This window comes from Gloeocapsopsis sp. IPPAS B-1203, assembly GCF_002749975.1.
Lineage (GTDB): Bacteria > Cyanobacteriota > Cyanobacteriia > Cyanobacteriales > Chroococcidiopsidaceae > Gloeocapsopsis.
In genome coordinates this window covers 447,946-462,436 of record NZ_PEIG01000003.1, presented here as the reverse complement: position 1 = coordinate 462,436, position 14,491 = coordinate 447,946, and the positions used below count along the sequence as shown (strand labels likewise).

The following is a 14,491-nucleotide window of genomic DNA, read 5'->3' as shown; positions in this document are numbered from 1 at the left end:
GCTAGGAAAACTCTAATAGGTTAATAGCATGGTAAGTAGTGAGAGCGATCGCAATAATTGATTGTTTCAAGTCACAATGTAGTGTTATTTGTACACTAAAAAAGTCCCACTACTTGTTGGGACTTTAAAAACTATCTATCAATGAGTACAGTTGCTTAAATTCAACTAAGAGTACGGGTGATATCTGTATCAACTAACAAAGTGGCAACGCCAGAAGTGTAACGATTGTATTGGTTGCCATCGAGAGTTGTTGTCGTATCAAACAGCCAACCTTGCCCAGTCGAGATAATTGAGTCGACAGAGTTACCATTGACAATCAATTGATTGGTTGAATCAGACAAATTGAGTAAATCTAAGCGCGTTAGTTGCAAAGTATTGTCGCCTGTACCCGTCAAGTCAATAATCTCAACGCCGCGAATTTGGTTGTTGGGGATTGCAGTTAAATCAAGTGTGACGCCACTACCATCAACAGCTAAGGTATCTGTACCACTACCACCATCCATGCGGCGGTTTTGAGGACTATAGATGAGGACATCATCGCCAGCACCACCGTAGAGAACATTACTACCACCGCCACCACGCAGAGTATCATTGCCAAGTCCACCGATGAGAATGTCATCGGCATTAGTGCCAATGAGTAGGTCATTGCCTGCTGTGCCTTGACGAGTCACGCCTTGTGTGAAGTCTCTACCATAGATGACGTAGCTTTCTCCTGCACCAACACGACCATTAGGGCTAGCACCACGAGCGCCTAAAATTATGTCATCATAGCCATCACCGTTGATATCTCCTGCGCTACTTATGGCAAGATTGTTGCTGTTAATGATAAAGCCATTGCTGCCATCAATTGTTGTCAGATCAACACGAGCATCAAAGTTTGAAGTGCCAAATACTACATAGGTTTCTCTGCTAGGAAAAGCACCACTGATGATCAAGTCATCAAAACCATCACTGTTGACATCTCCAGCGTTACTTAATGCAAAGTTGTTGCCCTCAATCACAAAACCATTGCTGCCATCGAGAGTTGCGACATCAACACGGGCATCGAATCCTGTGGTTTTACCAAATACTACGTAGCTTTCTTGCGCACCAGGCGCGTTAACAATGATGTCATCAAGCCCGTCACCGTTGACATCTCCGGCATTGCTTACTGAAATGTTAGTAGAGTCATTACTAATATTAATTCCATCAACGACAAAGCCATTGCTGCCATCGAGAGTTGCAACATCAACGCGGGTATCAAATCCTGTGGTTTTGCCAAATATCACATAGCTTTCTTGCCTACCAGAAGCACCGATAATGATGTCATCAAGCCCGTCACCATTGACATCTCCCGTATTGCTTACTGAAATAGCAGCAGAGTAACCACTCAAATCAATTCCCTGCAGAACAAAACCATTACTACCATCAAGTGTTTCCAAATCAAGACGAGCATCAAATCCTGTCTCCTTGCCAAATATCACATAGCTTTCTGCTGCAGATGTTTGACCATAAAGATTAGCATCAGAAGTGCCGATAATGATGTCATCAAAGCCATCACCGTTGACATCTCCTGCATTACTTATTGAAAGCGGAAAGGAAATAGAGCCTATGGCATCAACATTCTTCCCCTCGATCGCAAAACCATTACTACCATCGAGAGTTGCTAAATCAAGACGAGCATCAAATCCTGCAGCTTGACCAAATACCACATATATTTGTGTTCCTGAGTTATATATGCGAGTACCATAATTATCAAAGCCGCTACGAGAGGAACCACTCGTACCAATCAGAACATCAGCAAAACCATCACCATTGATATCACCAGCACTACTTACTAAAACTCCAGAAAAGTCATAGTTATCAATCCCCTCAATGACAAAGCCGTTGGTGCCATCAAGAGTTGCTAATTGGACATTAGCATCAAACTCAGAAGCTTGACCAAAGACTACATAGCTACGCGACAATCCGGTAAATATATTGCTACCTCCACCAATGATGAGGTCGTCAAACCCGTCACCATTGACATCTCCTGCACTACTTACCGAGCGACCAGAAGGAAAACGGAAGTCACCTTGCAAAGTAAAGCCATTACTGCCGTCGAGTTCAAACAAAGACAAGTTAGCGCCGTTGTTGTTGAAGCTAAAGTAAGCTTCGTTAATATTAAGTGCTGTAGTGCTTTGGATAATGGCAACTAGTTCATCAGTTGCACCTTGTTGCCTATAGTAGAGTGCTGTGCCTGTTGATAAGCCTTCGGGGGATGTGGCTAAGTAGTAATCTGAACGTCTGCCGTTGAGTCGAATGGTATCTTCATCAGAGTTGAAGTCTGTAATCAAGGCATAATCGCCAAAACCAGGAGTTGTCGGGTTGCCATCATTGTAAAAGACAGTTGTGGCACTGCCTAAAATAAAGCGATCGCTGCCACTTCCACCCGTCAGCGTGTCTATTTCACCAATACCGCGATCTGTACCAGCAATAAGATCGTCACCTGCACCACCATCAAGAAAGTCATTACCAGCTTGTCCTCGTATGGTGTTACTCGATGAATTGCCAATAATGATGTTGTCTAAGTGGTTGCCTGTGCCACTAATACCAGAACTAAAATCTCCTTGTTCAGCAAGCGTGAGATTTTCTATGTTATCTCCTAAGGAGTAGCTATTGTAGGCAATAACTGTATCAATACCTGCATTAGGAGCTTCAATAATGCGATCGCCTGACTCAACTACGATGTATGTATCATTGCCATCACCACCAATTAAGATATCTGGATCTCCGTCTCCATAAAAAAAGAGAAAGTCGTATAAAAAGAAACTCCGGCGGATGTAAACATTACTTGCAATCAGAGTATCGTCACCGTCACCACCAAAAAGGATGTCGCTACCACCTTCGCCGTTCAGAGTGTCGTTGCCTGCTCTGCCAAAGAGAGTATCGTTGCCCTCACCGCCCAAGAGAGCGTTGTTGCCACTATTACCAATGATTCGGTTGTCAAGTCCATTGCCTGAACCACTGATATTTCGATTTCCAACAAGTGTGAGATTTTCGACGTTACTTGGAAGAGTGTATCTTACAGAAGACCGTACAGTATCTATTCCTGCATTGGCAGCTTCAACAACGATATCGCCTAGATTATTGATGATGTAAACATCATTTCCCACACCACCAATTAGAGAATCAATTCCCGCCCCACCATTGAGAGTATCGTTACCTCTTCCACCGTAGAGAGTGTCATTACCAGGCAACCCCAGCAGCAGATCGTTGCCTGCCAAACCATAAATCGTATCAGCAAATCGCGTACCTATTAAAGTCTCATTATTAGCAGTGCCTCGGATAAATGCCATAAAAATTCCTTGTGCTACTTTTGTGTAGATCGAAACAAGTAACTTACTTACATTTAGATAAATACTTAAATTCTTGAATTATTTTTGTGTTATAAAGTATGCAATCTAAATGTCCATTTATTAACAATTTGTCCAGAGATATGAAACCCTTCTTCTACTATTTAGAATAGGTGAAAAAATAAAATAAAATATAAATTTTTGGTAAAGTTAAATCAAGGATAGTCCACTATGTCAAGGCTTTGGAGGAGTATTGAGTTTGGTAAAAGCTAATACAATTGTTTGTGATTTGAGTCGGGTAATAAGTGCGATCGTAATCACTTGATAAAATGCGATCGCACTGACTTCATTGCAACAATTAAAGAGAGAATGAATTAGCCAGCTAAATCAACAAATTCCACAAAGGTGAACTTACTGCTAGAAGGCAAATCTTTGAGTGTATGAAGGTACACTTTGCTTGGATAGCCCAGAAGGGAGTCGTAGGAAGAGTGTGATTCATGCAGCAGGTCTAGTAACTGCATCAGATATTCGTCGTTCAACTGAGTGTTTGTGTAATATTTGTATTGACTAAAAGATTGGCAAGTCCAGCAATGTAACAGTTGTATTGTTTGCCATCAAGTATTGTAGTTGCATCAAATAGCCATCCTTGTCCTGTCGAAACTATTGATTCACCACTGTTTCCTTTGATAGTTAATTGATCGGTTGAATCGGATAAATTGAGTAGCCTGGTATTAATCGCTAAAGTATCTGCATCGCTACCGCCATCCATGCGGCGGTTTTGAGGGTTGAAGATGAGCACATCGTCGCCAGCATCACCACGCAGGGTATCATTACCTCTTTCACCAATGAGAATGTCATTGTCTGCTATTCCTTGACCGGTCACTCTTTGTCTAAAGTCCTGTCCGTAAATCACGTAGCTTTCTCCGCCACCACGACCATTAGGATCAGCACCAGGAGCACCAAGAATGATGTCATCGAACCCATCACCGTTAACATCCCCTCTGCTTACTGAGGAGCCAGAACGGTCATTAGTATTAACTCCCTGCAGGACAAGACCATTGCTACTATCAAAATTTGTTAAATCGATACGAGCATCAAAGCCAGAGGCTTTGCCAAATACAATGTAGCTTTCTCCTGCATTAGCGCGACCATTAGGATTTGCACTAGGAATACTAATGATAATGTCATCAAAGCCGTCACTGTTGATATCACCAATACTATCAAGTGAGCGACCAAAATAGTGGTTAAGAGTATCACTAATAACAAAGCCATTGTTACCATCAAGCGTTGTTAAATCAACACGCGCATCGAATCCTGCGGCTTTGCCAAATACAACATAGCTTTCTGCTGACCTAGGAGTTTCGATAATAAGGTCATCAAACCCATCACCGTTAACATCTCCAGCCCTACTGAGTGAGAATCTTGATGAGAAATCGTCATAGGCGTTAATTCCCCCAAGAACAAAGCCATTGTTACCATCAAGCGTCGTTAAATCAACACGCGCATCGAATCCTGCGGCTTTGCCAAATACGATGTAGTTTTCTCCTGCGCCAGAAGCACTAATAATAATGTCATTAAAACCATCACCGTTAATATCTCCAGCACTTCCTAGTGAGTCACCCAAACGATCATTGGTGTTAATTCCTTGCAAAATAAAGCCATTGCTGCCATTCAGTGTTGTCAAATCCACACGGGCATCAAATCCTGAAGCTTTGCCAAATACAACATAACTTTCTCCCGCATTAGCACGACCATCAGGGTCAGCAAATGGAGCACCAACAATGATGTCATTAAAACCATCAGCATTGATATCTCCAGCACTATTCACTGAGAAATCAAAACCGTAATAGATATCATTAGGAATTCCCTCAAGGAAAAAGCCATTGCTACCATCAAGTGTTGTCAAATCGACGCGGGCATCAAATTCTGAGGTTTTACCAAATACGACATAGTTACCAGAAATAAGCATGTCATCGAACCCATCACCGTTAATATCCCCTGCAGCTAGTACAGGAAAATCAGAAGCAAAACCATTACTACCGTTAAGGTTATTTAAATCAACGTTGGCACTAAACCCAGAAGCTTTGCCAAATATGACATAGCTTCGCGCTCCAAACTCATATTCAAAACCACTGTTGTAGTCGAAGTTTCGAGAGGAACCACTGAAGTTAATTGCAATATCGGCAAACCCGTCACCGTTGATATCGCCAGGACTGCTTACGGAAATGTTGGGAAAGTCGTAGTAATTAAGTCCTTGTAGGATAAAGCCATTACTACCATCAAGAGTTGTTAAATCAACACGAGAGTTAATTCCAGAAGCTTTACCAAACACAACATAGCCTAGCGATCGCCCACTACCGCCAACACCGCTGACACCACCAATAATGATGTCATCAAATCCATCACCGTTAATATCAGCACTACTCACTGAGGAACCTGAAGGAAAACGATAGTCTCCTTGCAGGGTAAAGCCATTGCTACCATCAAGTTCCAGTACAAACAAGTTACTGCCACTCTCTGTCAAGCTAAAATAAGCACTATTCAAATCCAACGCTGTAGTGCTTTGGATAATTGCAATAAGTTCATCCGTTGCATCTTGTTGCTTATGAAAGAGTGCTGTACCCGTTGGCAAACCCCTTGGGGAAGTGGTTAAGTAGTAATCTGCGCGTTTGCCATTCAGTCGAATGACATCTTCGTTAATGTCGAAGTCTGTAATGACAGCATAATCGTTAAAACCTGGAGTTATTGGGTTGCCATCATCATAAAAAATAGTTGTTGCATTCCCCAAAACAAAAATATCTCTACCAGCACTACCAGTTAACGTATCTCGTTCAGCAATGCCACGATCTGTACCTATGAGGATATCCTCACCTCTACCGCCATTGAGCAAGTCACTACCAGCTTTACCCCGCAGAGTGTTACTAGATGAATTGCCAATAATTACGTTATTTAAACGGTTGCCTGTTCCATTAATGCTAGAACTTGAATATGTTTGCTCAGCAAGTGTCAGGTCTTCTAAGTTATCTCCCAAGATATAGCTGCTATAAGTAATAACTGTATCTCTACCGGCATTGGGTGCTTCTATGATGCGATCGCCTGATTCACCTACAATGTACGTATCATTACCATCGCCACCAATGAGAATATCCGGCTCTCCATCGCCTTCAAAAAATAAAAAATCATAAAAAATATTGTAACGAGAGAAGATACTACTCGCGCTTAGGGTATCGTTACCATCGCCACCGTAGAGAATGTCACTTCCAGCATTGCCGAAAAGATTGTCATTTTCTGTGCCACCGTAGAGAACGTCGTTGCCATCTCCACCATCAAGAGTATCGTTTCCTGTGCCGCCATAGAGCGTATCGTTTCCTGCATAGCCATACAGTGCGTCATTCCCCTCACCACCGTAGAGAATATCGTTGTCACTTCCACCATTAAGAGTATCGTTTCCTGCACCGCCGTAGAGCGTATCGTTTCCCGCATCACCGTAGAGATAGTTGTTGCCACTGTTACCAATAATGCGATTGGCAAGTGCATTACCTCCGCCATTCATGTTGCGACTGCCAATGAGTGTGAGATTTTCGACATTACTTGGGAGATCGTAACTTAACAAAGAAGACTGTACAGTATCTATCCCTGCGTTGGCAGCTTCAACAACTGTGTCTCTCAAATTATTGACAACATAGACATCGTTTCCGAGTCCACCTATCAGAGAATCAATTCCTATCCCACCATTGAGCGTATCATTGCCTAATCCACCGTAGAGCGTATCACTACCCGCTAGCCCTAGTAGTAGATCGTTGCCTACCAAGCCATAAATCGTATCAGCAAATCGCGTACCAACTAACGTATCGTTACTAGGTGTGCCTCGGATGATTACCATAAGATTTTTTACTTTAAGTTTGTAGGAAATACCAACGATTAATTTGTTTTTAATTTGGTTAATTGCTGGAAAAATGTAGTTGTCTTTCTGTTAAGAGAATATGCAATCCAAATCTTTATTTATTAATCTTTTGTAAAAGAAGAATCAATTTTTCTTCTAAAATATAGAATAGATGAAAAAGCTCAACAAAATATAAATTTTTGGTAAAGTTAAATCTAAGAAAGTTCATTACAGCAAAGCTTTGAATAGTTGTCAAGCTAGATAAAAACCAACAAAAATACTTGTGACTTGAGTTAGGTAATAAGTGCGATCGCGATCACTTGAGATTAGAGAAATGCGATCGCGCTTACTTCACACCAATAAATAAAGAGTCCCATATTAGAGGGACTCTTTCATCACTACTTAGTGACTACAGCACAGTTAGTAGAATTAAGCTAAGTATTGCTCTTAACTTTAGCGTTTCTAATGAGTTGTCTCATTGTTGCTGCTAAACTTAACCCTGAAGCTTCTGCTAGCTTTTCTAGTTTCTCTTTCTCCACATCATCAAGCCTGAGGGTCAAACTGTGCTTTTTCTCCTTCATAGCTATGCTCCACTGTACCAATATGGTATCATTATGACACAGCCAAGAAAGCCACAAGCTTAGCTTCTCAGGAATTGTGGCAGCTAGCTAACAGTATTAGTAGCGGAATACTGTTCTCAATACACCAATAACGATGTCATCATTATTTGCATTGTGGTTTGGTGCAGTCAACCAAATTACACCAGGTGTAATTTGGATATTGTCTGTTAACTGATATCTATAGAACGCTTCCAGGTGGAGTGAAGTATCCGGATCGGCTTGTCCACCATTGATAGTACTTGAGATTTCTGTGACTTTAGGTTCCATTCCTACAAAAATACCGCCTAAGTTGCCTTCTCTACCTAGATTAGGGAAGGCAAGCCCCACTCCCCAGTTCCAAACATCTGCATCTCCTCTCCCAATATAGCGTTGGTTGGCATATCCTACCCAACCACTAACTGCCAAGTTAGCACCAAGCCCTAATGTTCCTGATACGCCATAAGCATTAACTGAAACAGGTCTGCCAAAAGTGTCATTCGACAAGTTACTACCAGTACTTGTTCCGAAGGGGATAAAGTCTGGATTAAGTTGGGGATCTAAACCTTCACCAAAGAAGAACGAACGACTGTAACTATTAATATACGTTAATCCAATTCTGGCATTATCACTAGGGCTAAAAATGACCTGTGCCAAGGCGCCATAGTTACCATCAAATAAACCGTTTTTTTCTGCAGATCTTCCTGCATTGAGGCTAGGAACAAGATAACCCAAATTTAATTCCAAGTTGTCACTAAACAGATGTCTTACACCTAATCCAGTACCACCACTGTAGTTATAAATTGGGTTGCGCAGCGCAAACAGCGAAACAGCACCACCATCAAAGTAAGGGTTAAGTTGGGAAGAAGCATCTAAGTCAACAAAACCATTACCTACACCTGCAAGGTAGACGTTTGTTCTAGGAGTGATTGGGAAGCGATATCGCAATAATGCTAGTCCGATGTCATTACCACTGTCACCGTCAAATTCTACCCGACCTTCGTTTGTGAGTGTAGGACCACTGTTTGTACCGCCAAGAGGTACTATATTGTTTCCTTGTAGACGTGTAGTTAACAGATCTGCACCAGTAAAACTTGTCTCTAAGTTAAGACGCGTTCGTTGACCTAGCGTAGGAATGCGATCAATTGGTTGTCCTGCTGCATTGTCTCCGGCTAAGACGCTAGTAGCACCTACAACAATTTCTCCATTTAGCCGCGTTGTAGTCGAAAATTGGTTTGCTTCCAATTCAGCAACTTGGGCTTCTAAAGTATCAACACGACCGCGTATAGTCGCTAGTTCTCCAGTAAATTCCTCTTGCAATCGACGCAAAACGTCTAAATCTGCTCTCGTAACTTGATTAGAGGTTGCTGTAGCGATCAACTCATTAACACGATCTAAACAAGCATTTAAACCAGCAGCAAATTCATATCGGGTTAATGCGCGATTACCTCGGTAAGTACCGTCAGGATAACCAGCTATACAACCGTAACGTTCAACTAATGACTGTAATGCTTGAAATGCCCAATCAGTAGGTTGAACATCTGATAGTTGCGATACAGAAGTCACTTGCGCCATTGGCTGTTGATTATTTGCAGCCAATACATCAACTGATAAAGTATTTGTTTGTGATGACTTTACAGTAGATATACTATCATTTTGCAATATAGAATTATCTGCTACAAATGTTGATTTCTCTAGTTCAGCACTTAATTCAATTGCTAAACTTTGTTGAGATTTGCTCAAAACTCCAGGTTGTTCTTCAACAATACTTGGTTCAGCAGAACCTTCAATATCTTCTTGAATAACTTGTGCAGATGTGGGAACTGTTCCAATTAAATTTGCAGTTATAACAGTTGCAAGTGGAACTAAAACGTAGTGTGTTTTTTTTTTCATTTCTCCTCAATTTGCTCTGTTCGATTGAGCTGCGTGTTAGCAAAAACAGAGCAACACCTTTAGTAGACATTGCACGCACAAATTAGCCTTACAAGTTCTATATTTCTTTGCTTGCAGGCATACTAGGTTGTTCAATCACTCACATAATTTTATAAAAATTAGTCTGTTTATATCATCAACACTTTACAAAAATAAAACATTTAGCCGACTAATAGAAGAGCAACGATTTTGTATTTATTAAGGTAAAATAATCTCAACAATCAGGATTTACCTAGATTTATCTGAATAATGGAAATAAGAACTATCAACATCTATCTTAAGAGCGATAGCAACTTAGTTCTTGCAGTGAAATTAATTATATAATGAGGATCTCAATCAAGCTGCCCGATTATCTTAGTAGTTGAAATAGGGAACTAGATAAGTTCCTGACTCCTTATTTTTCAATTTTACTTAGTTCAAATAAGTATATTTTCTCTGTCAAGTTAGTAGCAGAAAGAAAGGAAAATATGCATAAAAATTTGTGAAGGTTTGTCTTGAATTGTTGATACAGGTTAAAGTTGATGCTTTGTCTTCAGTAGAATCACTGGAGTTTGAGGAGGGTTATTGTGAGTGGGTTAGATATCTTTGTTCTCATTGCTTACTTTGTTGCTGTTGGTGCAATTGGCTACTGGTCAAGTAGATCAAGTTTAGAAAGTAGTAAATCATACTTTCTAGGTGGTGGTGGAATTGGTTGGATGGCGATTGGTGCTAGTTTGTTTGCTAGCAATATATCTGCAGAACACTTTATTGGGTTAGCTGGTACAGGCGCGAGTTCAGGTTTAGCAGTAGGGCAATTTGAATGGATTGCTTGCTTTATGCTGCTACTACTAGGGTGGCTGTTTGTGCCGTTTTATATACGTACTGGCGTATTTACAATGCCAGAGTTTTTGGAGAAGCGTTTTAATACGCAATGCCGCACGTACTTATCTATTGTTTCTCTAATTGCATACATTTTCACCAAGATTAGCGTAGCAGTTTATGCAGGGGCACTGGTTCTGCAAACAATTTTGGGATGGAATATTTGGCTAGGTGCGATTGTCTTAATTGTGGCAACAGGATTGTACACAGTTTTTGGAGGTTTGCGTGCAGTCATTTATACAGATTTTCTGCAAGCATTTATTCTAATTGGGGGTGGAATTTTTCTAACAGCGATCGCTATTACCGATGTCGGTGGTTTTGGTCCCTTTGTACAACGCGCTGAACCCGAATTCTTCAATTTGTGGAAGAGTGTCAATCACCCTGAATTTCCTTGGACAGGAATTTTGTTCGGTGCACCTATTCTCGGACTTTGGTACTGGTGTACAGATCAAATGATTGTGCAAAGAACGCTGGCAGCTCCAGATATTGAAAACGCAAGGCGATCAACAATTTTTGCTGGATTTTTGAAGTTATTACCAGTTTTTATTCTTGTACTTCCTGGGATTGCTGGTAGAGAACTCTTTCCCGATGTTGCTCCTAACCAGATGTACGCCACAATGGTTAATGAACTGCTACCAACGGGAATTAAAGGTTTGGTTGTTGCTGGCTTACTTGCAGCTTTGATGAGTTCGCTATCAAGCGTATTCAACAGCAGTTCTACCTTAGTGGTAATGGACTTCTACAAGCGCTGGCGTCCTGAGGCGAGTGAAAGAGAACTAGTTCGTGCTGGGCAGCTATCAACAATTGTTCTTGTCATTTCTGGTTTACTTTGGCTGCCATTTATTGGCTTGATGAGCGATCAATTGTATGTGTATCTTCAATCAGTACAAGCATATATTTCACCCCCGATCGCAGCTGTATTCTTAGTGGGACTTTTGTGGAAACGCGCTAACGGTAGAGGTGCAATTAATACTCTGATTGCTGGATTTATTCTGGGTGCAATTCGATTTATTGCTGAACTTGGAACAAATGCCGGTTGGATTACTTGGAGACCGTTAGTTGCCTACGCTACCATTAACTTCTTGCATTTTGCGATTTTATTGTTTGTGGTTTCGGTGTTTATTTTAGTACTCGTGAGTTTGACAAGCGCAGCACCGAGTCAAAAGCATCTCAGTATGTTCTTGACATCAGAGCAAAGAGTACAAAAAGCACTTGGTTCGCGAAATGTACACCGTCAAAATGTCATATATAGTGCGAGTTTAGCAGTAATTGTTGTTGTATTCTGGGTCATTTTTAGCCCTGCGGTGTTTTAGGCGATCGCAGATGATTAAAGGAAAGAGATATTTCTCTTTCCTACGCCATACCCTCATGGAGATGTAGTATCAATATGAATCAAGTCGTGCGGGTGGGATTAATTGGATATGGAATGGCTGGAGAAGTTTTTCACGCGCCTGCGATCGCAGTTATACCCGAACTCAAACTAACCAAAGTCGTAGAACGACGCAGTACTAAATGTCAAAACCGTTATCCCTGGGTAGAAATAGTCAATGACACTGAGGAACTATTACAAGATCCGAATATCGATCTTGTCGTTGTCGCTACACCAAATACTTCGCACTTTGAGTTAGTTCAAAAAGCACTACTCGCAAATAAACATGTCGTTGTCGAAAAACCTTTTACCCCAACGTCACAGCAAGCCACTGAGTTAATTGAACTAGCACAACAGCGCGGCAGATTACTTAGCATACACCACAACCGTAGATGGGATGGTGATTTTCTTACTGTTAAGCGGATTCTTAAAAATGGTTTAGTAGGGAATTTAGTTGAATACGAAGTGCATTTTGACCGCTTTCGCAACCAAATTAAAACAAACTGGCGTGAATACGACGAACCAGGATCAGGTATTTTGTACGATCTTGGTTCGCATTTAATCGATCAAGCACTAGATCTTTTTGGTTTACCAGATACAGTAACCGCTGACATTAGAATGCAGCGCCCAGGGGTAAAAACAGCAGATGCATTTGAGTTAATTTTAAATTTCGGCAATCTAAAAGTTACAGCAAAAGCTGGTCAATTAGTTAGAGAATTGGGACCACATTTTATCTTGCATGGTACAGCAGGTTCTTTTATTAAATATGGTATGGACCCGCAAGAAGATGCACTGAAACAAGGGCGACTTCCTGAAGGTATTGACTGGGGTAAAGAATCACAAGAAAGCTGGGGTACGCTGAATACTGATATTAACGGATTACATTTTTACGGAAAAATTGAAACGCTCCCTGGTTGTTATCCGGCATATTACCAAAATGTGTATGATGCTATTACTCAGCAATCAAAACTCATTGTCAAACCAGAACAAGCAAGAAATACAATTCAAATTATTGAGCGGGCAATGGAAAGTCACGCGCAAAGACGTACCCTAAATTTTTACTAACACTAGACCTCCTGCATAAGTGTAAATAAATTCGCTACTAGATAAACAAAGTCCACAGAGGTGGACTTACTCATAACTTTATTACTTATAGTTTGCCTTTGCACACTTTGATCTAGTAGACTTGACTTTAATCGAAGGAATTTAAATTACTGAAATCGCTTCTTCTGGACCAACTATCGATATATAAGGCTCTAGAAAATAACGACAAGCCGCTTGTTGCAACTGCTGTGCAGTTACCGCCGCAATTTGTTGCTGAAACTGTGTATCAAATGCAATTCCTAATCCTAACGCTTCATACCAGCCGTAGGCTTGAGCAATCTGAGCATTTGTTTGTTTACTCAAAGCGTATTGTCCAAGAATCTTATTTTTAGCGGCTTGCAGGGCGTATTCTTCTAGTGGTTGCGTGTAGAGTAACTCAACTTCTGTTCTTAGTCCTTCGAGGGCGATCGCGGTATTTTCAGGTGCTGTCCCGATATAAACGACAAAAGGCGCGATTCCCTGACGCGTAGGATAGAAGGCGGAAACATCATAAGCGAGTCCCCGCTTTTCACGCAGTTCTACAAATAAACGACTCGAAAGTCCATTACCCAAATACGTAGACAGTAACTTCAAAGCAACATAATCATTTTGCTGTACTGACGGCGCAAGATACCCTAACATCACAATTGATTGCTGGGTGGGTTGAGGTTTATTAATTTGATACGGCTGTGGCTCAATATGAGGTAATTGCAACTCAGGTATCAGAGTTGCAGGATTTTGCCAATCCCCAAAAACCTTTTCAATAGCAGCTACGGCTGCTGTTGCAGCAATGCGACCTGTAATACTAACAACTAAATTATCGGGACGAAAATACATTTGATGATAGCCAATTAAATCATCACGACGGAGATTTGCTACTGTCACTTCAGTTCCCAATGCTGATGATGCATAGGGGTGATTTTGATACATTGCTTGACGTAATTGGTCGAACGCAATAGTAAATGGCTGTTCTTGCTGTGAACGAATGTTTTGCATCAACCACCGTCGTTCTAACTCGACTTCTAGTTCAGGAAACGAAGGCGATCGCAATATTTCTGCAGCTAATGCTAAAATCTCTAGAAAATCTGAGCTAACAGTTTTCAAACTCAGTAAAAAATAATCAGCAGCTGCATCAGTACCTAAACTTGCTCCCACCGATTCTACTTGCTCCGCAATTTCCAACGAAGAAAGTTTTTGTGTTCCTTTGGTAAGTACCGAACTAAGTAGATGAACTAATCCTGATTGCTGTGCTGCTTCACGACAACTTCCTGCTTTTACAAATACTCTCGCAGCCACAATATCTGCAGCTGGATTTTCGGTTACAAGTACAACAATGCCATTACTTAAAACCGTGCGGGTAATCTGTTTATGAGGTGGTGATGCGATCGCGATATATTGTCCGTTATCCGTTTTCATCTATCTGTCTATTCGTGCAATGTGAGAGGCGAGTTTGTCC

The 14,491-nt window shown here is 41.1% G+C and carries 7 protein-coding genes; 2 read left to right on the top strand and 5 right to left on the bottom strand.

Features of this window, described 5'->3' with window-relative positions:
• Positions 1–161: 161 nt before the first annotated feature.
• From CSQ79_RS08005 to CSQ79_RS07990, 4 genes are all read right to left on the bottom strand, one after another.
• A complete protein-coding gene (locus CSQ79_RS08005; protein WP_099700633.1) occupies positions 162–3,317 on the bottom strand; it encodes a beta strand repeat-containing protein in 3,156 nt (1,051 codons plus the stop codon).
• A 532-nt stretch (positions 3,318–3,849) separates the two neighbouring features.
• Positions 3,850–7,197, bottom strand: coding sequence for an FG-GAP repeat protein (locus CSQ79_RS08000; RefSeq protein ID WP_099700632.1), 3,348 nt, complete (start codon positions 7,195–7,197; stop codon positions 3,850–3,852).
• Between the two features lie 434 nt (positions 7,198–7,631).
• Positions 7,632–7,778, bottom strand: coding sequence for a ribbon-helix-helix protein, CopG family (locus tag CSQ79_RS07995; RefSeq protein WP_099700631.1), 147 nt, complete (start codon positions 7,776–7,778; stop codon positions 7,632–7,634).
• Between the two features lie 96 nt (positions 7,779–7,874).
• Positions 7,875–9,686 (bottom strand): iron uptake porin, encoded by a 1,812-nt coding sequence (locus tag CSQ79_RS07990; RefSeq protein WP_099700630.1) that lies wholly within the window; start codon positions 9,684–9,686, stop codon positions 7,875–7,877.
• Between the two features lie 605 nt (positions 9,687–10,291).
• Here CSQ79_RS07990 and CSQ79_RS07985 point away from each other — a divergent pair.
• Together CSQ79_RS07985 and CSQ79_RS07980 are read left to right on the top strand one after the other, a co-directional pair.
• Positions 10,292–11,896: a sodium:solute symporter gene (locus CSQ79_RS07985; protein WP_099700629.1), complete on the top strand. Its 1,605-nt coding sequence runs from the start codon at positions 10,292–10,294 to the stop codon at positions 11,894–11,896.
• A gap of 74 nt (positions 11,897–11,970) precedes the next feature.
• Entirely contained in the window at positions 11,971–13,017 is a 1,047-nt protein-coding gene (locus CSQ79_RS07980) for an oxidoreductase (RefSeq protein WP_099700628.1), read from the top strand.
• A gap of 141 nt (positions 13,018–13,158) precedes the next feature.
• Here CSQ79_RS07980 and CSQ79_RS07975 read toward each other — a convergent pair whose 3' ends face one another.
• Positions 13,159–14,451, bottom strand: coding sequence for a M16 family metallopeptidase (locus CSQ79_RS07975; protein ID WP_099700627.1), 1,293 nt, complete (start codon positions 14,449–14,451; stop codon positions 13,159–13,161).
• Positions 14,452–14,491: the final 40 nt, after the last annotated feature.